Annotated in this window: 23 protein-coding genes; 7 read left to right on the forward strand and 16 right to left on the reverse strand. The window is 64.2% G+C overall.

Annotated features, from left to right (window positions below):
• Window positions 1-50: 50 nt before the first annotated feature.
• Window positions 51-860: an exodeoxyribonuclease III gene (locus DVS29_RS08980; RefSeq protein ID WP_118180089.1), complete on the reverse strand. Its 810-nt coding sequence runs from the start codon at window positions 858-860 to the stop codon at window positions 51-53.
• Between the two features lie 175 nt (window positions 861-1,035).
• Window positions 1,036-1,755: a response regulator gene (locus tag DVS29_RS08985; protein ID WP_118180090.1), complete on the reverse strand. Its 720-nt coding sequence runs from the start codon at window positions 1,753-1,755 to the stop codon at window positions 1,036-1,038.
• Window positions 1,756-2,093: 338 nt separating this feature from the next.
• On the opposite strand from DVS29_RS08985, the gene DVS29_RS08990 reads away from it, so the two are divergent.
• Complete coding sequence (locus DVS29_RS08990) at window positions 2,094-2,720, forward strand: LysE family translocator (protein WP_118180091.1); 627 nt, start codon at window positions 2,094-2,096, stop codon at window positions 2,718-2,720.
• 71 nt (window positions 2,721-2,791) lie between these two features.
• On the opposite strand, the gene DVS29_RS08995 is transcribed toward DVS29_RS08990, so the two are convergent.
• Window positions 2,792-3,022 carry a hypothetical protein gene (locus tag DVS29_RS08995; RefSeq protein WP_118180092.1) on the reverse strand — a complete coding sequence of 77 codons (231 nt, stop codon included), beginning with the start codon at window positions 3,020-3,022 and terminating at the stop codon, window positions 2,792-2,794.
• 108 nt (window positions 3,023-3,130) lie between these two features.
• On the opposite strand from DVS29_RS08995, the gene DVS29_RS09000 reads away from it, so the two are divergent.
• From DVS29_RS09000 to DVS29_RS09010, 3 genes are all read left to right on the forward strand, one after another.
• Window positions 3,131-3,769 carry a LysE family translocator gene (locus DVS29_RS09000; RefSeq protein ID WP_118180093.1) on the forward strand — a complete coding sequence of 213 codons (639 nt, stop codon included), beginning with the start codon at window positions 3,131-3,133 and terminating at the stop codon, window positions 3,767-3,769.
• Between the two features lie 492 nt (window positions 3,770-4,261).
• Window positions 4,262-5,257, forward strand: a complete 996-nt coding sequence (locus tag DVS29_RS09005; RefSeq protein ID WP_118180094.1) for an amino acid--[acyl-carrier-protein] ligase — start codon at window positions 4,262-4,264, stop codon at window positions 5,255-5,257.
• Entirely contained in the window at window positions 5,250-6,245 is a 996-nt protein-coding gene (locus DVS29_RS09010; RefSeq protein WP_118180095.1) for an amino acid--[acyl-carrier-protein] ligase, read from the forward strand. Before DVS29_RS09005 ends, DVS29_RS09010 begins: the two co-directional genes overlap by 8 nt.
• Window positions 6,246-6,256: 11 nt before the next feature.
• On the opposite strand, the gene DVS29_RS09015 is transcribed toward DVS29_RS09010, so the two are convergent.
• The 5 genes from DVS29_RS09015 to DVS29_RS09035 all read right to left on the reverse strand — a co-directional run bounded on the left by DVS29_RS09015 (window position 6,257) and on the right by DVS29_RS09035 (window position 10,755).
• Complete coding sequence (locus DVS29_RS09015) at window positions 6,257-7,456, reverse strand: acyltransferase family protein (RefSeq protein WP_118180096.1); 1,200 nt, start codon at window positions 7,454-7,456, stop codon at window positions 6,257-6,259.
• Between the two features lie 121 nt (window positions 7,457-7,577).
• The gene (locus DVS29_RS09020) at window positions 7,578-8,231 is read right to left on the reverse strand and encodes a hypothetical protein (protein WP_118180097.1); all 654 of its coding nucleotides are present in this window, start codon (window positions 8,229-8,231) and stop codon (window positions 7,578-7,580) included.
• Window positions 8,232-8,370: 139 nt separating this feature from the next.
• Window positions 8,371-8,637: a hypothetical protein gene (locus DVS29_RS09025; protein ID WP_118180098.1), complete on the reverse strand. Its 267-nt coding sequence runs from the start codon at window positions 8,635-8,637 to the stop codon at window positions 8,371-8,373.
• A 259-nt stretch (window positions 8,638-8,896) separates the two neighbouring features.
• The gene (locus tag DVS29_RS09030) at window positions 8,897-9,190 is read right to left on the reverse strand and encodes a hypothetical protein (protein ID WP_118180099.1); all 294 of its coding nucleotides are present in this window, start codon (window positions 9,188-9,190) and stop codon (window positions 8,897-8,899) included.
• A gap of 374 nt (window positions 9,191-9,564) precedes the next feature.
• Complete coding sequence (locus DVS29_RS09035) at window positions 9,565-10,755, reverse strand: porin (RefSeq protein ID WP_118180100.1); 1,191 nt, start codon at window positions 10,753-10,755, stop codon at window positions 9,565-9,567.
• 551 nt (window positions 10,756-11,306) lie between these two features.
• Between DVS29_RS09035 and DVS29_RS09040 the strand changes: the two genes are divergently transcribed.
• Window positions 11,307-11,984: a response regulator transcription factor gene (locus DVS29_RS09040; RefSeq protein ID WP_118180101.1), complete on the forward strand. Its 678-nt coding sequence runs from the start codon at window positions 11,307-11,309 to the stop codon at window positions 11,982-11,984.
• 30 nt (window positions 11,985-12,014) lie between these two features.
• Here the strand turns inward: DVS29_RS09040 and DVS29_RS37265 are convergent, their stop codons facing one another.
• The 3 genes from DVS29_RS37265 to DVS29_RS09050 all read right to left on the reverse strand — a co-directional run bounded on the left by DVS29_RS37265 (window position 12,015) and on the right by DVS29_RS09050 (window position 14,499).
• The gene (locus DVS29_RS37265) at window positions 12,015-12,173 is read right to left on the reverse strand and encodes a hypothetical protein (protein WP_164707863.1); all 159 of its coding nucleotides are present in this window, start codon (window positions 12,171-12,173) and stop codon (window positions 12,015-12,017) included.
• Between the two features lie 231 nt (window positions 12,174-12,404).
• Window positions 12,405-12,737: a DUF4148 domain-containing protein gene (locus tag DVS29_RS09045; RefSeq protein ID WP_118180102.1), complete on the reverse strand. Its 333-nt coding sequence runs from the start codon at window positions 12,735-12,737 to the stop codon at window positions 12,405-12,407.
• Between the two features lie 172 nt (window positions 12,738-12,909).
• Window positions 12,910-14,499, reverse strand: coding sequence for a complex I subunit 4 family protein (locus DVS29_RS09050; RefSeq protein WP_118180103.1), 1,590 nt, complete (start codon window positions 14,497-14,499; stop codon window positions 12,910-12,912).
• Window positions 14,500-14,915: 416 nt separating this feature from the next.
• Here DVS29_RS09050 and DVS29_RS09055 point away from each other — a divergent pair, with 416 nt between their 5' ends.
• Window positions 14,916-15,137, forward strand: coding sequence for a hypothetical protein (locus DVS29_RS09055; RefSeq protein WP_118180153.1), 222 nt, complete (start codon window positions 14,916-14,918; stop codon window positions 15,135-15,137).
• A gap of 36 nt (window positions 15,138-15,173) precedes the next feature.
• On the opposite strand, the gene cyoD is transcribed toward DVS29_RS09055, so the two are convergent.
• The 4 genes from cyoD to cyoA are packed head-to-tail and all read right to left on the reverse strand — an operon-like array spanning window position 15,174 to window position 19,057.
• Entirely contained in the window at window positions 15,174-15,542 is a 369-nt protein-coding gene (cyoD, locus tag DVS29_RS09060) for a cytochrome o ubiquinol oxidase subunit IV (RefSeq protein ID WP_118180104.1), read from the reverse strand.
• Window positions 15,543-16,148: a cytochrome o ubiquinol oxidase subunit III gene (cyoC, locus tag DVS29_RS09065; RefSeq protein ID WP_118180105.1), complete on the reverse strand. Its 606-nt coding sequence runs from the start codon at window positions 16,146-16,148 to the stop codon at window positions 15,543-15,545.
• Complete coding sequence (gene cyoB / locus DVS29_RS09070; RefSeq protein ID WP_118180106.1) at window positions 16,148-18,142, reverse strand: cytochrome o ubiquinol oxidase subunit I; 1,995 nt, start codon at window positions 18,140-18,142, stop codon at window positions 16,148-16,150. Before cyoB ends, cyoC begins: the two co-directional genes overlap by 1 nt.
• A gap of 3 nt (window positions 18,143-18,145) precedes the next feature.
• Entirely contained in the window at window positions 18,146-19,057 is a 912-nt protein-coding gene (gene cyoA, locus DVS29_RS09075; protein ID WP_118180107.1) for a ubiquinol oxidase subunit II, read from the reverse strand.
• Between the two features lie 284 nt (window positions 19,058-19,341).
• On the opposite strand from cyoA, the gene DVS29_RS09080 reads away from it, so the two are divergent.
• Complete coding sequence (locus tag DVS29_RS09080; protein ID WP_118180108.1) at window positions 19,342-20,640, forward strand: NAD(P)-binding domain-containing protein; 1,299 nt, start codon at window positions 19,342-19,344, stop codon at window positions 20,638-20,640.
• Window positions 20,641-20,720: 80 nt separating this feature from the next.
• On the opposite strand, the gene DVS29_RS09085 is transcribed toward DVS29_RS09080, so the two are convergent.
• Window positions 20,721-21,371, reverse strand: coding sequence for a hypothetical protein (locus tag DVS29_RS09085; RefSeq protein ID WP_118180109.1), 651 nt, complete (start codon window positions 21,369-21,371; stop codon window positions 20,721-20,723).
• Window positions 21,372-21,688: the final 317 nt, after the last annotated feature.

Raw genomic sequence — 21,688 nt, forward strand, 5'->3', positions numbered from 1 at the left:
ACTCGCTTCGCCGCGTGGCCCGAAACGCTACCCGAAACGCCGCCGTCGATTCAATGTTTCGTCTTCGACGTCGCGCTGCGCCTCCCCTGCAGTTCGAGTTCGATCCAGGTCGGCGCGTGGTCGCTCGCCTGCGGGAGGTCGCGCACCCACGTGTCGACGCCCGCGTCGCGCAGCTTCGGCGCGAGCGCGCGATTGAGCAGCAGATGATCGATGCGCAGTCCCGAATTGGTCTGCCAGTGGTGGCGGAAGTAGTCCCAGAAAGTGTAGACGCGTTCGTCCGCGTAAATCTCGCGGATCGCGTCGGTCCAACCCTGTTCGATGAGCGCCGCATAACGCTCGCGGCTCTCCGGTTGCAGCAGCGCGTCTTTCAGCCACGAGCGGGTGTTGTAGATGTCCTCGTCGGTGGGCACGACGTTGTAGTCGCCCGCGAGTACCACCGGATGTTCGCTGTCGATGAGCGTCTTCGCATGCGCGACGAAGCAGTCGAACCACGCAAGCTTGTAGTCGAACTTCGGCCCCGGCTGCGGGTTGCCGTTCGGCAGATACAGGCACGCAACCAGCAGCCCGTTGACTGCCGCTTCGAGGTAGCGCGCGTGCGTGTCGTCCTCGAAGCCGGGCAGCGCGCGGCGCGCGACCACCGGCTCCACGCCTTTGCCGAGGATCGCGACGCCATTCCACGATGCCTGGCCTTGCCATACCGCGCCGTAGCCGGCCTTCTCCAGTTCCGCGGCGGGAAACCGGTCGTTCGGCGCTTTCAGTTCCTGCAGACAGGCGATGTCGGGCGATTCGCGTTCGAGCCATTCGAGCAGGCCGCTCAACCGCGAACGGATGCCGTTGATGTTGAAGGTCGCAATCTTCAATGGGCGCCTCGGGGCGGGCAATCGATGTGGAGGCCGATGCGGAGCATGGGCCAGGACGATACGGCCGAAATGACGATACGGACGCGACTTCCGCAATCATCATGCCGTCGTCAAGGCCTTGCAAGCTGCGGACCGTCCGGTCCGTCGAGCGCCCGACAAAGATCGTCGCGCCACCTCACGCCGCGTGCTGCTCCCCATCCGGCACGAACACATAGCCGCGGCTGCGCACCGTCTGGATGAAGCGCGGCGTCGACGGGTTCACCTCGAGAATGCGCCGCAGCCGCCACACCTGCACGTCGATGCCGCGGTCGGTGTGCTGCTCGCCGGGTCCGTGCAGCAGTTCGAGCAACCGTTCGCGCGCGAGCGTGCGCATCGGATGATTGACGAAAATCTTCAGCAGCGCGAATTCTCCCGGAGAAAGCGGCAGTTCGCCGGCCTCGCGCAGCAGCGTGCGCGAACGGAAATCCAGCGTGAAGCGGCCGAACGAAAACGGCTCGCGCTGCTCGGGCGCCGCGGCGGATGGCTGCGCGTTGCGCCGGCGCAGGATCGCCTTCGCGCGGGCCAGCAGCTCGCGCGGATTGAACGGCTTGCCGAGGTAATCGTCGGCGCCGAGCTCAAGCCCGATGATGCGGTCGACATCGTCGGTGCGCGCGGTCAGCATGATCACCGGAATGTCGTCGCCGGCCGCGCGCAGGCGGGACAGCGCGGTGAGGCCGTCGGTGCCGGGCATCATCTGGTCGAGCACGATCAGGTCCGGGCGCTCGAGCTCCAGCCGGTGCGTGAGCGAGGTGGCATCGTGCAGCACCGATACTTCGATGCCCTCGCGTTTGAGGAACGTGCGCAGCAACTCGCGCAGTTCGAAGTCGTCGTCGACAACAAGGATCTGCATGGACATGGCGGGCCGTCTTCAGCGTGAGGTTGAGAAAGAGGGCGCCGCCGGCGGAGGGTCCGACTGCATCGAGCTGCGGCACCGATGATGGCTTGAACGCGTCGGCGCGCGAAATCCGTCGCGAAAGTCGCGGGTTGCTTCGCGTTTTTCTAAAGAGGCGGCACGCAAAGCCGTATGTTCAGGTGCAGCGAAAGGCCGCGAAATACGAAGGAAATCGCCGCGTAAGCGCGACGTAGGCCGCGCCGGACGGCTACAATCGCCTGATGATCGCGTGGCGTGCCCCGGGACTTGCCCCCGGCGTGCCGCGCGAGCGCATCCAACCATCGAACGAACAGGGAGACGGCATGTTCGAACTTTCCACCCTGACCACCTTCGTGGCGGTCGTGCTGGGACTCTTCGTGATTCCCGGGCCGGCGGTGCTGCTGGTGTTGACGCGCACCGTGCAGGGCGGCCGCAAGACCGGCATCCTGACGGGGCTCGGCATCGCGAGCGGGGATTTCGTGCATGCGCTGTGCGCGGCGGTGGGGCTGTCGGCGCTCTTGATGACGTCGGCGCTGGCGTTCAACGTCGTGAAGATCGTGGGTGCGTGCTATCTGGTGTATCTGGGCATCAAGGCGCTGCGCGAGCCGCCGGCCGACCCGACGCTGCCGAAGGTGGCCGCGGTGTCGGCGTCGCGAGCGTTCTGGCAGGCCATTCCGGCCGAAGTGCTGAACCCGAAGACGGCGCTGTTCTTTCTCGCGTTTCTGCCGCAGTTCGTGCACCCCGAGCGCGGCTCGACGTTCCTGCAGTTCGCGGCGCTCGGCCTCATTTTCGTCGCGCTGAGCGCGCTGTATACGACGCTGATCGTGGTGTCGATCCGCCCGCTCGGGCGCATCGTCAAACGGGTGAGGTGGCTGAGCCGCTGGCAAGGAAAGATCGTCGGCACGATCTTCATTTCGCTGGGGCTGAAGGTGGCGACCCAGCACCGCTGAACCACGCGGCTCGTGGACTCGGGCGTGTCCGGCAGATGCAGGCGGCCCGTTTGCGCGACGCGTTCCGCTAGCTAGTGGCGGCGCGACGGCCGCTGTTCCGGTTCGACGCAGGGCAGCGATTGCCAGATCCGGTCGCGCGGTTCGCCCAGCAGCACGCGCGAGAACTCGCCGCCGCAGGCCATGCAACGATAGTGCTCGACCGCGGTGATACCGCGCAGTTCGCCGACGCCGAGCAGCGCGAAGCCGTCGCGCTGATTGGCTGACGAAGTACCGTCGAGGGTAAGGCAGGCACACAGGTTCACGTTGCTTCCCTCCGGCGCGCGAAGAGTCGAGGTCAGGACGACGTTTCTGTTTTTATATTGCAGAACAGCAATACCGGCAAGCCCATTATTGACCCAGGGAGAACCCGTATGTCCGCTAGCGCCGCTGTTTTCGCCATCCTTTTCGCACTGTTATTGGGCGCAATGATTCCCGGGCCGAGCTTCGTGCTGGTCGCGCGCAACGCGGTCGGGCTGTCGCGCGTCGACGGACTTGCCACCGCGGCCGGCATGGGCATCGGCGGCATCGTGTTCGGCGGCGTCGCGCTGGCGGGGCTGTACACGGTGCTGCTTGCGGTGGAATGGCTGTATATCGCGCTGAAGATTGCCGGCGGCGTGTACCTGCTGGTGCTCGCGCTGCGGTTCTGGCGCGGCGCGTCGCGCCCGTTCAGCATGACCGACACCGGCGGCCGCGGCGGGGCCAATGCGCGCCGCTCGTTCGCGGTCGGCCTGTCGACCCAGCTCAGCAACCCGAAAACCGCGATCTGGTACGGCAGTATCTTCGTCGCGCTGCTGCCGCATCATCCGCCGCTCTGGTGCTACTTCGCGCTGCCGCCGCTCGTGTTCGTCGTCGAGGCGGGCTGGTATACGTTCGTCGCGCTGTGTTTTTCGAGCCGCGCGCCGCGCGAGGTCTACCTGCGCGCGAAGAAGTGGGTCGACCGCCTCGCCGCGGGCGTGATCGCGACGCTCGGCCTGCGGCTGATCCTCACCGCGAACCGCGCGGGCCTCTGATCCGGTTCGACGTTTCCCTTCCGAAGGCCCCGTCCGCGGGCCTTCTTCTTGCGTACATTGCGACATGACGTGCCGCTTCCGCCGCGCTTCACCTGTCTGGCGTTTTTGAGGTTCGTCGAGCGCGCCTCGACCGTGACTTCGCGCCACGCGATTGCGCGAAACGCGGATTTCGTCGTCGATTCCACCGCTGCCTAGCACATCCGTGGGCCACACCTGAGTGGCGTTCCGTACAGAGCACACCGGTTTAACAATCGATATTGGCTGCGCCGGGGGTATTTCCGTTCCAGCCGCGCCATCGACGGCCCAGCATGCCGACGCTCCGCTCGCGCGGACGCGGCCTGCTTTGTCGCGGTGCTGCCGCGTCGCGAAGAGGGCGCGACGCAACGACTGCCCCGGCGGGAGGACCCGTACGCTCCGTCGTGACCGCCGCGCGAGCCGGGTGTGGTTCGACAACTCTATTGCGGTTGGCAGTAACTTCATTGGGACATCACCATGAGCGTGCATAGCGAAGACTATCTGGCGAACGACGTCGTCGATGCCGAGGAGAGGGCGGATATCGAAGACGACGAGATCGACAGTCCCACCTTCCTGCAGCAGGTGATCGATGCCGGTCTGCTGATTTCGACCGGCGTCGACGGCCTGTACGGCCGCAGCGCGACGTTCGAGGACGTCGTCGAGCGCATCAGCGACCTGATCGGCGCATGGGGCGCCGACAAGCCCGTCGAAGTGCTGCGCTTTCCGCCGGCCATGAGCCGCCAGGTGATCGAGGAGAGCGGCTACTGGGCCAACTTCCCGACCCAACTCGGCAGCGTGTTCAGCTTCTGCGGCGACGACCGCAGCCATCAGCGGCTCCTGAAAGCGCTCGACAAGGGCGACGAGTGGACCGACGACGTGCACCCGACCCGCCTCGTGATGACGCCCGTCGCGTGCTATCCGGTCTACCCGGTGATGGCCGCGCGCGGCCATCTGCCGAAGGACGGCAAGCTCGTCGACATCTTCTCGTACTGCTGCCGTCACGAACCCTCGAAGGAAGCCGAGCGGATGATCATGTTCCGCCAGCGCGAGTTTGTGCGCATGGGCACGCCCGCGCAGGTGCAGGCATTCCGCGACGACTGGATGGAACACGCGAAGCGGATGATGCGTGGCCTCGCGCTGCCGGGCACGATTGCGTCCGCCAACGACCCGTTCTTCGGCCGCGGCGGCAAGATCCTCGCCGATAGCCAGCGTCAGCAGCATCTGAAGTTCGAGATGCTGGTGCCGGGCATCAACCCGAACAAGCCGACTGCCGTCGGCAGCTTCAACTACCATCGCGACCGCTTCAGCAGCCTGTGGCAGATCTGCCTCGACAACGGCGAGATCGCGCATACGGGCTGCTGCGGTTTCGGTCTCGAACGCATCGCGCTGAGCCTGTTCCGCCTGCATGGTTTCAACCCCGCGAAGTGGCCCGCAATTACGCGCAACACGCTGTGGGGTAGCCGCCATGTTTAGCGATGTCACGCTGAGCGCCGCGGAAGGCCGCACGCACGACGGCGACTCGCCTGCGAAGTCGGGCGCGCCCGCCGCGCTGCCTGGTTTTCTCGATGCGCTGATCGGCAAGGGGCTGCTGGTGCCGACCGGCGTCGACGGTCTGTACGGCCGCAACGCGGTGTTCGAGGACGTGGTCGAGCACATCGACGCGATGGTGGGCAGGTGGGCGGATGGCCGGCAGACCGAAGCGATGCGCTTTCCGCCGGCGATGAGCCGCAAGGTGCTCGAGGAGAGCGGCTACTGGGCGAACTGTCCGGACCAGATCGGCACCGTGTTCAGCTTCTGCGGCGACGACCGCAGCCATCAGCGGCTGCTCAAGTGCCTCGACAAACAGGAAGACTGGACCGAGGACGTGAATCCGACGCGGCTGTCGATGACGCCCGCGGCCTGCTATCCCGTCTATCCGGTGATGGCCGCGCGCGGGCCGTTGCCGACCGAAGGCCGCACGGTCGATCTGATGTCGTACTGCTTCCGTCACGAGCCGTCGATCGATCCGGCGCGGATGCAGATGTTCCGTCAACGCGAATTCGTGCGGATGGGCACGCCGTCGCAGGTGCTCGAGTTCCGCGCGCAGCTTGTCGAGTTCGGGACGGCGACGATGCGCGCGCTGCAGCTGCCCGCTTCCGTCGAGGTCGCGAACGATCCGTTCTTCGGCCGCGCCGGCAAGATCATGATCGACATCCAGCGGCGCCAGGAGCTCAAGTATGAGTTGCTCGTGCCCGGCATCTCGCCGGAAAAGCCGACCGCCTGCGCCAGCTTCAACTATCACCAGGACCGCTTCGGCGCGCTGTGGAAGATCGTCACCCCCTCGGGCGAGGTCGCGCATACCGGTTGCGTCGGCTTCGGGCTCGAGCGCATCGCGCTCGGCCTGTTTCGCCATCACGGGCTCGACGTCGACGCGTGGCCGCAGGAAGTGATCGCGGCGTTGTGGGGCGCCGCGCCGCGCTAGACCTCAACCCCTTATCGGCGTTCCGCGAGCTCGCGCCGCCCGATCGCGAAACGGCGATCGACGCGCGCGAGCAGCCCGCGCGAGAGACGCGTCGCGCGTCCCTGGATCAGCTGGTCCGACAGTCGCGACAATCCGTACGACACCATCAGCACCGACACGATCGTCGCGACGAACAGCGCGAGCGAGGCCCGGCTGTCGGTCTGCCTCAATACGCCGTCGAAGAAGTGGAAGGTCGCGTACACGCAGATGAAGTGCCACAGGTAGATGCCGTAGCTCTCGCGGCCGAGCGCGGCCGCGCAGCGCCGCAGCCACGCCAGTTCGGGCTGCTGCGACGTGCGCCGTGCGCGATACGCGCAGACCACCAGCAGGAACGCGACGGCGCCGCACGCGGCGCACACCGGCGCGAGCGCATGCGCCATTGCGAGCCAGACGCCGAGCGCCGCCGTGCCGAGCGCGAAGACGGCAGCGATCGTGCCGTACAGCCACGCGCCGCGCCGCGTGATCGCCGATGCGCCCAGCAGATGCGGACGAAACGCGTGCCACGCCCACATGCCGACGATGAAGCAGGGCGCCTGCACCGGCGGCCAGAAATACAGGAACGAGTTGTTGCGCACGTGGCAGTCGAGCGTGTCGTGACAATCCGCCACCGACATCGTCGCGACCGATAGCGCGAGCAGCAGACCCGTCGCGACGATGAGGCGCGTACGGTTCGTCGCGATGAAGAACAGCACCGGCGCGATCAGGTAGAACAGCATCTCGACGCCGATCGACCAGCCGCCGGGCACCACGTTGTTGATCGCGGTGGGCGACAGCGCGTGCAGGAACAGCACGTTCAGCACGACGTCCATCGGCCCGTGCGCGCCGAGCACCCACGCGCGCTCGTAGCCCGAATGCTTCGCGCCGTAGCTGATGAGACCGTAGATCGCGATCGCCGCGTAATACAGCGGCGCAATGCGGAAAAAGCGTTTGATATAGAAACGCAATGCGACGTGGCCTGCGCCGGCGCAGCGCTCGCAATCCGCTTCGAGCGTCATGAAGATCGTGATCGCGCTGATCACGAAGAACAGCTGCACGCCGTACTGGCCCATTCGCGCAATCAGCGTGACGGCGTCCGGCAGGTTGGGGAACTGGAACGACAGGTGTACGGCAACGACACCGACGATCGCGAGCGCGCGACCTGCGTCGAGCGCGGCAATGCGTCTTTGCTGCATCGAAACTCCTCCTCGCGGTTCGTGATGGCCTGACATAGGCCGCGAGGTCGGTCGACACGTCGCAATTTGCGGAAGTTCCGGTTTTTTTGCGTCGTTTTGTGAGTGCGCGGATGGGGTGGGATCAGCGTTGCGCGGTAGGCGTGGACTGCGGTGCGCCGTCGCGCAGCCAGTCGAGGTCGTGCAGCGTCGAGTCGAGCCGCAGCCGAGGTGCGTTGGCGATGCGCTTGCGCGCGATGGCGTCCGCGGCGCTGTTCGGCGTGGCTACGTTCGCGGCGGTCGCGGGCGCAGTTGCAGTCGCAGTCGCGGGCGACATGGCGATGGCAGGCGATACGACGACCCCAGGCGTTGTCTCGGACGCCAGCACGACACCGGAGGCCACATGCGGGCCGTTCGGCGGCAAGACGATTGCGACGGATGCAACCGGCGCGACAGGCGTAACAGGCAGCGAAGGCGCAGTCTTGAGGACGGGAGTCGGGCCCACAGGCGGCGACGGTGTGTTGATCGCTATCGTGGATACGTCGGCGGGATGCACGGGCGCAGTGCGGTTAGACGGGTTGCCGGAGAGCGGCGGCAATTCGGCCAGCGGCGCGGCGCGATCGTTGATGTCGACACCCTGCAGCCGGTTGTAGAGATTGCTGCCCACGATACCGGCCGTGAGCGCCACCGTGCACAGCACGCCGACCATCGCACGGCGCGAGCGTAACGACGAACGTCGCCACGCGAGGCGTCTCGCGTCGGCGTCGATTTGCTGCGGGAGGTGGCTGCCGGGCTGCATGGCGATCGTTTCGTGGTGTTGTTCTGCGCTCGTGCGTCAGAACAGACTACCCGATCGTCAACCGCCGTTCCGTGCGCCACAGCGCATCCCGTGTGCGTTGCCGCACACAGCGCGTGGGGTTCGTTGCGCGGGAGGAGAGTCAGTCGGAGCGTGCGGCGCTGATCTCGGACGTCAGGCGCGCGCGAAACAGATGCCAGCGTTGCAGGCGCCCTTCGGCGATGGACAGCGCGTCGTACTCGCCGGGTTCTTCGAGCCCCGCACGCGCGAGCTGCGCAACGCGCCGCTGGTGCGCGCGGATGAAACGTTCGAGCGTGTCGATCTCGTCGTCGGCGAACGCGGCGTCGTGGGTCAGCGCGGTCATGTGCCGGATGGCGCCGTCGTAGCCGGCAGATACGTTGAGTTGCATGGCAAGGCCCTTTCGCAGGGGGCGCATGGCCGGCCGGAGCCGGACACGTCGCCGATGCCATCACCTTAGAACGGCTTGCTTAAACGCGACTTAAAGGGCGGCGATAGCCCCCGCGGCCGCAAGGGCGCGATGCGCGGACAGTCTGACGCGCGGCGCTGGCTGGGAAGGTTGAATGGAAACGTCCAGGGCCCGACGTACGATGCGGAGGATGCTGGAAATGGACACGTCGCCCCAACGTGCCGCCGGGCCCATGCGGCCGTCAGTTCGTCGCGCTTCCGGTGGCCTTGTTCTGCAGAATCTGCTGTTGCTGTCGAGCCTGGATCTGACCGAGCGTCCCCATCTGTTTCATGTCTTGCTGATAGGCCGCCTTGGCGGCCGGATCGTTCGGGTGCAATAGCATGTTCTTCACGTCCGCCGCGGTTTTCTCCCCGAGGTCCTGGCGTTGTTGCGTCAGATTGTTGCCACCGTCGGCCGGCGCGGTGCCACCGTCCGTATGGTCGTGCGATCCGATTGCTTCAGGACCGCCACCACCTGAGATTTGACTGATTGACATATTGAGACTCCTGATCAAATTGCGATTTTCGAGGTACACGTCTTATTGAGGCGTGTAAGACTATTTAGCGCTCGATCGGTCAATGCGCGGTGGTACGTCTGTATTGCCTTGGGATGCGACGGAGGATTCGCCCGCGATGTGGATAGGTTGGTTTTATGGGGTGACGAGGGACTGCACGCCCGGATGCCGTGCGAAAAAGACCCCAACGGCGAGACGTTGGGGTGACAGAGGTATGAAGCACGTCCACCCACGGGTATGAGTGAACGCGGGTTCAGATTAGATCGTGTTTCCGATCTGCGATAGCGTTCAGACTGAAACTCAGTATTCCATAGGATGACAGATGGAATTCTTTCGGAGATGCGGATGCGTCGCGCTCAAAACTGCGTCATGATGCCGGCGAACGCACCGAACTGTCCTTTCCCGTAGTTCGGATTCGTGTTGTCGCCGCCGTTGACCGGGTCGTTGTTCGCGTTCGCGCCGTACGGGTCGCTATAGCCGTTGCCAAGCCCGATGTTCGACGTCGAGCTGTTGTGCACGTAGCCGAGTTCCGAGTACAGGAAGGTGCGGCGCGACAGGTTGTAGGTGCCCGCGAGCGTGTACATCGTCGCGTTGCCGTTGCCGTTGTTCGCATTCGCGTGATAGACGGCGGCGGTGAGCGACGTGACCGGCGTGACCTGCCACGCGGCGCCGAGCCATTCGTGGTCGACCGCGGTCGGCAGCGATGCGCCGCCCGGCAGCGTGGTCGGCATCGCGGTGCCGAAATAGCCCGCATCCGAGGCATCCGGCGCGCTCAGATGCTGATAGCCCGCATAGACCTTGATCGGGCCGAACGTGATGTTGCCGCCAGTCATGATTGAACGTGACGCAAGGTACACGTTGCTGAACTGGCCGTTCGGATCGCGGATTTCGTCGTAGATCGCCTGCAGCTCGAAGTTCGATGCGTTGTACTGCGCCTTCAGACCATCCGAGCGACCCTGCGCGCTGCCAAGACCGGTCGCGCTGCCCAGCTGGCCCGGTGCGCTGCCCGGGTCGCCGGCGTTCCATGTGTGCGCGTTGGTCAGATCGTACTGGCCTTTCAGCGTGAGGCCGCCGAACGACGCCGTCGTGTACTCGAGGCCGTTACCCGTTTGCGACCAGTTGCGGCCGCGCACCAGCGTCGAGATCGCGTAGGCCTGCATCACCTGCGGGTCGACGTCCCAGCTGTCCTGCTGGATTTCGCCGGCGCCGAGGTTACCCATCTTGAACGTACCGAAGTTCTGGTTCGTCAGCCCGACCGTTGCGGCGCGACCGAACAGTGAACCGTTGCCGTACGAGCCGTTCTGCGTGTTCAGTCCCATTTCCAGCTGGAAGATCGCCTTGGTGCCGCTGCCCAGATCTTCCGAGCCTTTCACACCGAACTCGCTTTCGCCCCAGTCGCCGCTTTCGGCGCTGACCTGCGAACCTTTTGGCAAGCCGGATTCGTACTGGATGCCGTTGTCGATGCGTCCGTACAGCGTCACGCTGCTTTGCGCCTGGGCTACACCGGCAAGTGCGGCCAGCAGCGTGGCCAGGATGGTTTTCTTCACTACGGTCTCCTGATTGAATTGAGATGGATGGTCCGGATGACGCAGGATCGAATCGGCCTGATGGTTGGCCGTTTCAGAGCGGATTATAGGGATCGGAATTTCGATCGGCCGCTCTCACAAAGACCTGGAATAAATCCCGATGCCGGGTTCATTGATTTATTTCGAGGGCTGAGATAGATCGTCTTCCATCCCGCAAGAAAGCCGATGGAAAACATTGCTATCTATAAAAATCAAAGGGTTGAGAGCGCGACATTGCAACGGCTTTCAATCATGAAAAAGCTGTCGTCAATATAAAATTTTTTCATTTCGTTTAGCGGAAGAAGTGTTCGTTCGCTATTCCGCGTCGCTAAAGAACGATCGCTTCGATCGGGCGCGTACGTTGTGCGTTAGCAACCATTTCGGTAACCGAACGGAATCGACCGATGCGTCCGCTCAACGTGACAAGTTGCTCATCTTAGGATGTCGGCTTTTACACATTGCGTGTGCCAGTATCGCGAGTTCTGACCAGGCGCCGCTGGGCCGCGCCATTCGCAGCGAGCGGGCCGACTCACGTGAAAATACTGCTGGTGGCGTCATCGGACGCGGAAAGAGGTTATCTGAGCAAGGCGTTCCGCGAGAGCGCGAACAGCGTAACGGCAGTGGACGACGTTCGCTATGCACTCTATCTGTCGGCGCAGGAGCCGTTCGATGCGGTCGTGATGTCGGGAGCCGGCGCCGCGCAGCTCGACGCGCTCGCCGGCATGCTGCCTTCGTTCGCGGCGCTTTCCGGCGCGCCGGCCATCGTGCTCGCGCTATCGGGTGTGAAGGCGGAAGACAGAGTCCGCATGCTGCGGCTGGGCGCCGACGCGTGCTTCGTGCAGCCGTATTCTTTTCTCGAGATGCTCGAGCGGATGCTTGCATTGCATCGCGCGTCGAACCCGCGTGCGGCGAATGCGGAGATGCCTGCCGAACTCGCGCTCGATGCATTGACGCGGGAGCTCGTGCAAGGGAACACACGAGTCCCGATGACGAAGCGCGAGTTCCTGCTGCTGGAGTGTCTGCTGCGGCACGCGAACACGCCGGTCGCTCGCGACACGTTGATTCGCTATGCGTGGCCGGAGCGCGACGACGTCGACCCATCGAGCGTGAATCTCGCTGTCTCGCGCTTGCGGCGCAAGCTCGCCACGCATGGCTTTCATTGCAAGGTCGATACGATCAGCCGCTTCGGCTACCAGCTAAGCACGCATTGATGCGCGAAGCGGCCGGCGTGATCTTGGCGGCTATGAGCCGAAGTACGGCACGCAGAAGTCCGGCGGACCCATGCAGTCGCCGGGTCCGTTAGCGCTTGGATGCAGCGATGCGCAGCCGGATAGCGCGAATCCGGCAAGCGCGAACAGAACGGTGCAGCGAAACAGGCGGAACAATAGCGGCTTCATCATGTGGCTCCTCGTAGGCGGGTCGGACATCGACCGAATGCGATGACGAGAAGCTTAGAGAGCGCGCACTATCGCTTTGGCGGCCCGTAAATGAACAGATTTTTATCGAGCTGATGGACGCGGGCTGCGCCAATGCAAACGGCCCGCCATCGAATTAAATCGATGACGGGCCGTGTGTGCCTTCATGCAGCTCTTCACGCAGCTGGATGCTGCGCGATGTGAGTCATACGCGGATCAATGACCCGTGAAGAACGGCGAGCGCGAGTCTTGATGACCGTGCGCGAATGCATTGCCCGAACCCGATTCTGTCGAACCCGTTGCGGGCGCGCCGTAACCGGTCTTCTCGACCGCTGCGCCGTTCTGTGCGGCGACGCGGGCTTCGGCAGCCTGAATGTCGGCCGGGTAGTACGGGTCGCGGCCATTCGCCGGACGGTAGCCAGCCTGTTCGATTTGAACCAGTTGCGCGCGCACTTCAGCACGCGTGAGCGGCTGGTTCGATTGCGCGAACGACACAGCGGGAACGGCCAGCACAGCAGCGATAGCAACAGCCTTGATGAGCGACTTCATGATCGATACCTCCAATGTTCATTTCTGGGAACGCTGCGACAGCGGATGTCTGCAGCGGTTGTTGTCAGAATAAGGAGCGATGTCCCGAGGGTAAACCCTCGAAACCCGAATTCACTGTTCCCTGAACTGGACTAATCGCGCGATGCGTTGCGCAGCGGGGCATCGCGCGGGGTCAGTCGCGGTTGGTCGTGACCTGGCCGCGGTTGGCATTCAAGCGGCTCCGCTCAACCGTGCCGGTTACCCACCACGGAGGGCGCAGCCGGCTGTCCGCGGGCGACTGATCGTCCGCGGGCAACGACGTGCCCTGGCTTTGCGCGAGCAGGTCCGCCGCGGACGGCCCGATCGCATCCGTGAACGGCTTCGGATCGACGCCGATCGCGAGCACCAGCACGGCCATCGCGCCGAGCAGCACGAACTCGCGGCGGCACAGGTCGGAGAGGTTCGCGATGCGCGCATGGCGGATTGCGCCGAGCATCACGCGCTTGTACATCCACAGCGTGTACGACGCGCTGAGAATCAGCGTCAGTGCCGCCACCGCGCCGATCCAGAAGTTGAACTGGATCGTGCCCATCAGCACGAGAAATTCGCCGACGAAACCCGACGTGCCGGGCAGACCGAGATTCGCCATCGAAAACAGCATCGCGAATGTGGCGAGCTTCGGCATCGAGCTGGCGACACCGCCATATGCATCGATCGAACCGCTGCCCGTGCGCTCGAACAGCATGCCCGTGCACAGCAGCGTCGCGCCGGAGACGATGCCGTACGACAGCATCTGCGTGACGGCGCCTTCGGTGCCCATGCGGTTGAACGTGAAGAGGCCGAGCGTGACGAGGCCCATGTGCGCGACTGCGGAATACGCGAGCATGCGGCGCATGTCGGTCTGCACGAGCGCGAGCAGACTGCCGTAGATCACCGCGACGAGCGCCAGCGTGATCATGGCCGGCGCGAAGAAGTGGCAGGCATCCGGCACGACCGGCAGCACGAAACGCAGCAGACCGTAGCCGCCCATCTTCAGCATGCCGAGCAGCACCGCGGCGCCCGTCGGGCCTTCCTCATGCACGTCGGGCAGCCACGTATGGACCGGCCACATTGGCACCTTTACTGAAAACGCCGCGACGAAGCACAGGAACACCAGCAACTGCGGCACGAAGCCGAGTTTCAGCTCACGCCACGCGGCGATCTCGAACGTGTGCGACTGCGCGTACAGATAGATCAGCGCGCCCAGCATGGCGAGCGAACCGGCGAACGAAAAGAAGAAGAACCGCACGGCCGCATACACGCGGCGCTCCTGGCCCCACATGCCGATCAGCAGATACAGCGGGATCAGCGCGGCTTCGAAGAACACGAAGAACAGCATGCCGTCGAGCGACGCGAACACGCCCTGCATGCAGCCCGACAGCAGCAGGAATGCGCCGAAGTACTGCGGCAACCGCACGGTGACCGCTTCCCACGAAGCGAGCACGACGACGAGCGTGGTGATGGCCGTCAGCACCGTGAACCAGAGCGAGATGCCGTCGATGCCGAGGTGATACGACACGCCGAACGCGGGCAGCCACGGCAGTTGCTGCGCGAATTGCAGCGTGCCGAGCGCGCGATCGAACTGCGCGAGCAGCGGAACCACGGGCAACAGGCCCGCGATCGCGCCGGCGAGCGCGAGCCAGCGAGTGCGTTGCGGGGCGCGGTCCGAGCCGGCGCACAGCACGACGATACCTGCCGCGATGGGGACCCAGATCAGCAGGTCGAGAACAGAGGATGATTGCATGGGCTCTCTGATGAAACGGACAGAACGAGCGCACAGCGACGCTCAGGGACGAAGCGGTCCCGATGATCGCGAAACACGGAGGATGTGCGCCTGGCGGGTCACTGCTGGGACTTCGATGCGCGAGGGCTGGACCGCGCGCACTGATCGCGGACCGGCGCCGTTCCAGCGATCAGGGTTTACGAGGATAACCGAAAATAATTCTTGATGCAGCGCCGCAAACAGGAATGGTTCATTGCGGCATTAGTCCGTCAAACCGTCGTTCTGTAAGGATTGTTGGGTAATGTGCGACCGCACAATGAAACGGCGCTGTATGTGCATGGAACGCCGATGCGGCGCGCTGGCTGCCGGTGATTGCCCTGGCTCTGGCGGCACGGAATTCGGGCTACGCTTAAATCGCGAGGAGACACCCGATGACGATCAGAAAAGCCTTCCACATTGCCGTGCTTGCGCTGTTGACGTGGCTCATTGCCGACCGCGCGATCCTGCATGCGCAGACGCGCGACGCGAGCACGCTCACCTGCGCGCAGCGCGCGGACCAGGTGCGTCACCGCGCGCTCGATCAGGGCTTCGGCAACGCCGGCGCGTCGAGCCAGGGCGACGCGACCATGTCGCGTTGTCTCGTTACAGGCCGCGACTAGCGGCTCAACGCGGGTTCCGGCACATCGGCGTCAACGTTAGCGCGACATCATGTTCATGCTGACGTTATGCATGATCCACAACGACCCGCCAATCACGATCACCGCGATCAGCACGGTGAAGCCGAACGCCATCACGTTCCAGCGCTGCCCTGACGACGTGTTCATGTGCAGGAAGCACACGAGGTGCACGACGATCTGCACGAGCGCGAGACCCGCGATCGCATAGAGCGCGTCGTGCCCATGCAGCGCGCCGCTCAGCACCGCGCCGAACGCGAGCGCCGTGAGAATCACCGACAGCACGAACCCCGTGACGTAGCCGCCGAAACTACCGTGGCTTTCATCGGCATGAGCAGCGTGACCTGAGTGACCTGCGTGAGCGGCATGAGAAAGAGGGGAGTGGCTCATCTAGATCACGCTCGCGAGATAGACAAAGGTGAAGACACCGATCCACACGATGTCGAGGAAGTGCCAGAAGAGGCTCAGACACGTGAGGCGGCGCAGTTCGCGTTCGCCGAGCTCCGGCGCGCGGATTGCCTGAACCGCGAGCACGATCATCCACACGAGGCCGACGGTGACGTGCAGGCCGTGCGTGCCGACGAGCGTGAAGAACGACGACAGGAACGCGCTGCGCCCCGGGCCCGCGCCTTCCGCGATCAGGTGCGAGAACTCGCGCATTTCCAGCGTGAGAAACCCGACGCCGAGCAGGAACGTGACCGCGAGCCAGCCGAGCAGCGCGCGCTTGCTGCCCTTGTGCGCGCCGAGCATCGCGAAGCCGTAGGTGATGCTGCTGAGTAGCAGCACCGCGGTTTCGAGCGCAACGCCGGGAATCTCGAACAGATCTCGGCCGGTCGGGCCGCCCGCGAACTGGTTGTTCACCACCGCGAACACCGCGAATAGCGCGGCGAACACCACGCAGTCGGTCATCAGATAGAGCCAGAAGCCGAACACCGAGTGCGACGGAGCATGGTCCGCGTCGAGATGCGGTTCGGCCAGAATCGCTTTTTGCAGCATCAGTCGATCTCCGCTGGAATCAGTTTGCCCACGCCGCTGCTGTCGCGTTCCTCGGTCAGCTGGACCGAGTCGGCGGGAATGAAGTAGCCGGTGTCGTCATCGAAGCTGCGCAGGATGATGGTGCCCACCGCGCCGACGAAGCCGAGGATCGCGAGCCACCAGATGTGCCACACCGCCGCGAAGCCGAGCACGAGGCAGAACACGCCCACCCACAGGCCGGCACTCGTGTTGCACGGCATATGGATGTCGCGATAGAGCGGCTCGGGCGGCTCGATCTTCGCGCGCGCTTTCATGTCGGCGAAGGCGTCGAGCGTGCGTACCACGGGAATCGTCGCGAAGTTGTAGATCGCGGGCGGCGAGCTCGTCGCCCATTCGAGCGTGCGGCCATTCCACGGGTCGCCGGTGAGGTCGCGGTTGCCCGGCAGATTGCGGTCGCGGATGCTGACCGCGAGCTGCAGCAGCTGGCACGCAATGCCGATCGCGATCATTACGGCGCCCACTTCGGCGAGCAGCAGCCACGGGTGCCATGCGGGATTGTCGTAGTGGTTCAGGCGCCGCGTCATGCCCATGAAGCCGAGCACGTAGAGCGGCATGAACGCGACGTAGAAGCCGATTTGCCAGAACCAGAACGCGGCCTTGCCGAGCTTCTCGTTGAGCTTGAAACCGAACGCTTTCGGGAACCAGTAGTTCATCCCCGCGAGATAGCCGAACAGCACGCCGCCGATGATCACGTTGTGGAAGTGCGCGATCAGGAACAGGCTGTTGTGCAGCACGAAGTCCGCGCCCGGAATCGCCATCATCACGCCCGTCATGCCGCCGATCGTGAACGTGACCATGAAGCCGATCGTCCACAGCACGGGCGTCGTGAATTCGATGCGCCCTTTGTACATCGTGAACAGCCAGTTGAACACCTTCACGCCGGTCGGTACCGCGATGATCATCGTCGCGATGCCGAAGAACGCGTTGACGTCCGCGCCCGAACCCATCGTGAAGAAGTGGTGCAGCCACACGAGGAACGACAGCACCGTGATCGCACAGGTCGCGTAGACCATCGTCCTGTAACCGAACAGCGGCTTCTTCGCGTACGTCGAAATCACTTCGGAGAAGATGCCGAACGCGGGCAGGATCAGGATGTACACCTCGGGGTGGCCCCATGCCCAGATCAGGTTCAGGTACAGCATCGCGTTGCCGCCGGCATCGTTCGTGAAGAAGTGCATGCCGAGGTAGCGGTCGAGACCGAGCAGCGCGAGCGTCACCGTCAGGATCGGGAACGACGCCATGATCAGCACGTTGGTGCAGAGGGCGGTCCACGTGAACACTGGCATCTTCATCAGCGACATGCCGGGCGCGCGCATCCGGATGATCGTCACGAAGAAGTTGATGCCGGTCAGGAGCGTGCCGATTCCCGAGAGCTGCAGGCTCCAGATGTAGTAATCGACGCCCACGCCCGGGCTGAAGTGCAGTTCCGACAGCGGCGGATACGCAAGCCAGCCGGTCTGCGCGAATTCGCCGACCACGAGCGACACGTTGATCAGGATCGCGCTGATCGCGGTGAGCCAGAAGCTCAGCGAATTGATGAACGGGTACGCGACGTCGCGCGCGCCGATCTGCAGCGGCACGATCAGGTTCATCAGGCCGACCATGAACGCCATCGCCATGAAGAAAATCATGATGACGCCGTGCGCGGTGAAGATCTGGTCGTAGTGATGCGGCGGCAGATAGCCCGGCGAGTGGTAAGCGAGCGCGAGCTGGGTGCGCATCATGATCGCGTCGGTGAAGCCGCGCAGCAGCATGATCATCGCGACGACGATATACATCACGCCGAGCCGCTTATGGTCCACCGACGTGAGCCATTCGTCCCACAGATAGCGCCACTTGCCGAGATAGGTGACGGTGCCTAGCACCCCGATCACGCCAAGCGTCATCAGCGCGCCGGCGAACATGATGATCGGCTCGTGATACGGAATGGCCGATAGAGTCAATTTTCCGAACATGGCTTACCCCTTCGTTCCGCAGTTCGCGTCTTTCGCGTTGTCGAGAACGTGGCCGTTGTTGTAGCGCGCGACGATGTTGTAGAAGAGCTTCGGGTCGACCGATGAGAAGTACGTGACGGGCGCCTTCTCGCTCGGCTTCGCGACCGCGTAGTAGCGGTCCATGTCGAGGCGATCCGACGATGCGCGCACCTTCGCGACCCATGCGCTGAAATCGGCCGGCGACGTGGCGAGCGCGCGGAACTTCATGTCCGAGAAACCGCGTCCGCTGAAGTTCGCCGATTCGCCCGCATAGTTGCCGGGCTCGTTCGCCATCAGATGCAGGCGCGTCTGCATGCCGGCCATCGCGTAGATCTGCCCGCCCAGTTGCGGGATGAAGAACGAGTTCATCACCGAATCCGACGTGATGTGGAAATTCACCGGCGTGCCGACCGGAAACGCGAGCTGGTTGACCGACGCGATGCCGAGGTCCGGATAGATGAAGAGCCACTTCCAGTCGAGCGCGACCACTTCGACGTCGATCGGCTTCACGCTCGATTCGAGCGGCCGGTACGGATCGAGCTCGTGCGTGCTCTTCCACGTGAGCACGGCGAGAAACGCGACGATCAGTGCGGGGATCGTCCACACCGCGATTTCGATCGCGGTGGAATGCGACCACGTGGGGCGGTATTCGGCGTCGCGGTTCGACGCGCGATAGCGCCACGCGAACAGCAGCGTCAGCACGATCACCGGAATCACGACGATCAGCATGACGCCGGTGGAGGTGGCGATCAGCGAGCGTTCGGCGAGACCGACGGGTCCCTTCGGGTCGAGCACGTCGAGTTTGCAGCCGGACAGCAGGCATACCGGCGCGAGGATGGTGAACAGCGGGGTGAACAGCGTGGCGGATATCGAGCGCCGCCTTAGGTGGCTTTTCATTGCTGCCACCCCATTGTGATACGCGTGTGTTTGAACATGTGATGCTCCATTTTTGCGCTCGCATGGTACGGAGATCACAGACGGCGAAACAGCGCCTTGACGGGAATTAACTATTGCGTGAAAAGCCGTGGGACATAACGTCGCAGCTTGCGATGCGACGTGTCGCGGTGGGCGCGATCAATGTGCGAAGGGCAACGGACAATCGTGCCCCGCGATCGTAGTCTCGACAGGCGTAGCACGTGTCGTCGTCTTGGCCCCGAGGTCCCGAAAAAGGATACGAAACGATGTCAGCAACGGACACTGTGATCATCGGCGCAGGCCCCTATGGCCTGTCTCTCGCGGCGCATCTCGGCGCCGCCGGCGTGCCGCACGAAATCATCGGCCGCCCGATGCATGCGTGGCGTTCGTTCATGCCGCCCGGCATGCTGCTTCGTTCCGAAGCATTCGCGTCGAGCCTGTTCGCACCGTGGCCCGGCTACACGTTTCGCGACTACTGCGAGCTGAAGGGCATCGCGTATCAGGCGGTCGGTATGCATCTGCCGCTCGAGACGTTCGCGGAGTATGGCCTGTGGTTCCAGTCGCGGCTCGTGCCGCATGTTCGCGAAGCCGAAGTGACCGACGTGCAGCGCGTGAAAGGCGGCTATCGCGTCACGCTCGACGACGGCACGTCGCTCGATGCGAAGCGCGTCGTGATGGCGCTGGGTTTGAAGGGCTACGCGCAGACGCCGCCCGTCTTTCAGGGACTGCCGGAACCGCAGGTCGTGCACTCCGCGATATTCGGCGATCTGTCGTGGTCCACGGGCAAAGACGTCACGATCGTCGGCGGCGGACAATCCGCGCTCGGCCTCGCCGCGCTCTTTCACGAGATCGGCGCGCGCGTGCGCGTGATTGCGCGCGAGACCAGCGTGACGTGGAACGACCGGCCGGTCGCGCAACGCAGTCTGCTGTCGAAGCTGCGGCAGCCCGAAGCCGGCCTCGGGCCGGGCTGGATCTCGTTGATCTACTCGGAGTGCCCGTGGCTTTTCCATCGTTTCAGCGAAGCGCGCCGCAAGCGCGTCGTCGAGACTTCGTGGGGACCGTCGGGTGCGTGGTGGCTGCGCGATCGCGTAGTCGGCAAGATCGACGTGCTGTGCGGCACGGTCGTGCGCGAAGTGAACGTGCAGGGCGAGTGCGTGCAGCTGCAGATGGACGGGCCAGGCGGCCGCTCGCGTCTCAGCACTCAACATCTGATCATCGCGACCGGTTTCAAGGTGGATATCGCTCGCCAGGCCTTCCTTGCCGAATCGATCCGGCACGCGGTGCGTACGGTGAGCGGTTCGCCGGTGTTGAGCGCGAACTTCGAATCTAGCGTCGACGGCTTGTACGTGATCGGACCCGCGGCGGCGCAAAGCTTCGGTCCGGTGATGCGCTTCGTCTACGGCGCGAAATACGCTGCACCGCGCGTTGCGAAGCATATCGTTCGCGCGCATCGGCGGGATGCGAAGGGCGTGGGGCAGAACGCATTTCCGGAAGTCGCCACGGCACGCGTCGCGGACGACACGGCGCCGCAGCCACAGCGCGTGTTCCAGCACTCGCAGGAATGATCCCGGCACGGGCACGACGCGCGCCGCCGGCAGTTGGACTGCCGGCGGCCGACGGCGCTAATCGCTCACCGCCAGGCTGATCACCATTGCCCGGCGAAGAAGATGTCGGCGACGCGTCGGCGCAGGCGGTGCCAGCGTCCCTGCATGCCCGATAGCAGGCCACCCAACGGAAACGCATGCAGCGCGGCCGGTTGCCAGCGCGGCCGCGGATCGAGCGCGCCCAACGCGACGATTTCGCGCAGCGCGCCGAGCAGCAGGTTCGTGGCGAGCCCGGTCTGGCGCTGCAGCGATGCGCTTGCGCCCGGCTTGGCGAAGGCGGCGCTATCGATGAGCCGCGTCGACGTTTCCTTCAGCGCGATGAGGTTGACGCGGGTATCTTCGCCGGTCTCGGTGGCGCGCGCCCCAGCGCGCTCGTCGCCGAGCAGCAGGCCGTGCGGGTCGCACAGACGCCAGATGCCTTCGCTCGTGTCGAGGTGCCGGTCGATCTCGACGCAGCCGGTGAGATCGAGGATCGCCGCGAAGGGCACGGACGCATAGTCCGGATCCTTCGCATCGCCTTGCCGCAGACCCGCTCCGCCGTTCCACATGACCACCGAACAGAGCCCGCTTGAGCGTAGCGCTGTGAGCAGATCGCTCTGCCAGCGTATGGGCGTTCCCTCGTCGCACACGGCCGCGATGGTCGGCAGCACATGCAGGTGGGCGTCGATGTGTAAAGGTATCGCGTTATCCATGCAGCGCTCCAGGCTCCCCAACGGTCCCGCGCGGACTTACCGCCGCTCCGCGTGCAGTTAAATTAAGTCCGCGACCGTAATGGAGTACGTTCGCCATCCAACACTGATCGCCATATGCCTATGTGCGATGAACGAATATCCCTTGTTTAAAGGGATATTCAGAACGTTATGAAGAATGTGCGGTGTGACGTCGGCATGTCATCGAGGTATGCAGAACGCGGCCGGGCGAGCGGTTTTGCAGGATTCCGGCTTTGTTAAATGCGGCTGAAAATTGATACGTAATGCAGATTAAAATTCGCGTTCGATTTCCATCCGAT

The sequence above is a fragment of the Paraburkholderia phosphatilytica genome (genome assembly GCF_003443895.1).
Taxonomy (GTDB): Bacteria; Pseudomonadota; Gammaproteobacteria; order Burkholderiales; family Burkholderiaceae; genus Paraburkholderia; species Paraburkholderia phosphatilytica.

Excerpts from the sequence above, each read along its gene's own strand:
- DVS29_RS08985 (WP_118180090.1), bottom strand. The coding sequence starts at position 1,755 with ATGTCCATGCAGATCCTTGTTGTCGACGACGACTTCGAACTGCGCGAG.
- DVS29_RS08990 (WP_118180091.1), top strand. The coding sequence starts at position 2,094 with ATGTTCGAACTTTCCACCCTGACCACCTTCGTGGCGGTCGTGCTGGGA.
- DVS29_RS09000 (WP_118180093.1), top strand. The coding sequence starts at position 3,131 with ATGTCCGCTAGCGCCGCTGTTTTCGCCATCCTTTTCGCACTGTTATTG.
- DVS29_RS09005 (WP_118180094.1), top strand. The coding sequence starts at position 4,262 with ATGAGCGTGCATAGCGAAGACTATCTGGCGAACGACGTCGTCGATGCC.
- DVS29_RS09010 (WP_118180095.1), top strand. The coding sequence starts at position 5,250 with ATGTTTAGCGATGTCACGCTGAGCGCCGCGGAAGGCCGCACGCACGAC.
- DVS29_RS09015 (WP_118180096.1), bottom strand. The coding sequence starts at position 7,456 with ATGCAGCAAAGACGCATTGCCGCGCTCGACGCAGGTCGCGCGCTCGCG.
- DVS29_RS09020 (WP_118180097.1), bottom strand. The coding sequence starts at position 8,231 with ATGCAGCCCGGCAGCCACCTCCCGCAGCAAATCGACGCCGACGCGAGA.
- DVS29_RS09025 (WP_118180098.1), bottom strand. The coding sequence starts at position 8,637 with ATGCAACTCAACGTATCTGCCGGCTACGACGGCGCCATCCGGCACATG.
- DVS29_RS09030 (WP_118180099.1), bottom strand. The coding sequence starts at position 9,190 with ATGTCAATCAGTCAAATCTCAGGTGGTGGCGGTCCTGAAGCAATCGGA.
- DVS29_RS37265 (WP_164707863.1), bottom strand. The coding sequence starts at position 12,173 with ATGATGAAGCCGCTATTGTTCCGCCTGTTTCGCTGCACCGTTCTGTTC.
- DVS29_RS09045 (WP_118180102.1), bottom strand. The coding sequence starts at position 12,737 with ATGAAGTCGCTCATCAAGGCTGTTGCTATCGCTGCTGTGCTGGCCGTT.
- DVS29_RS09050 (WP_118180103.1), bottom strand. The coding sequence starts at position 14,499 with ATGCAATCATCCTCTGTTCTCGACCTGCTGATCTGGGTCCCCATCGCG.
- cyoD (WP_118180104.1), bottom strand. The coding sequence starts at position 15,542 with ATGAGCCACTCCCCTCTTTCTCATGCCGCTCACGCAGGTCACTCAGGT.
- cyoC (WP_118180105.1), bottom strand. The coding sequence starts at position 16,148 with ATGCTGCAAAAAGCGATTCTGGCCGAACCGCATCTCGACGCGGACCAT.
- cyoB (WP_118180106.1), bottom strand. The coding sequence starts at position 18,142 with ATGTTCGGAAAATTGACTCTATCGGCCATTCCGTATCACGAGCCGATC.
- cyoA (WP_118180107.1), bottom strand. The coding sequence starts at position 19,057 with ATGAAAAGCCACCTAAGGCGGCGCTCGATATCCGCCACGCTGTTCACC.
- DVS29_RS09080 (WP_118180108.1), top strand. The coding sequence starts at position 19,342 with ATGTCAGCAACGGACACTGTGATCATCGGCGCAGGCCCCTATGGCCTG.
- DVS29_RS09085 (WP_118180109.1), bottom strand. The coding sequence starts at position 21,371 with ATGGATAACGCGATACCTTTACACATCGACGCCCACCTGCATGTGCTG.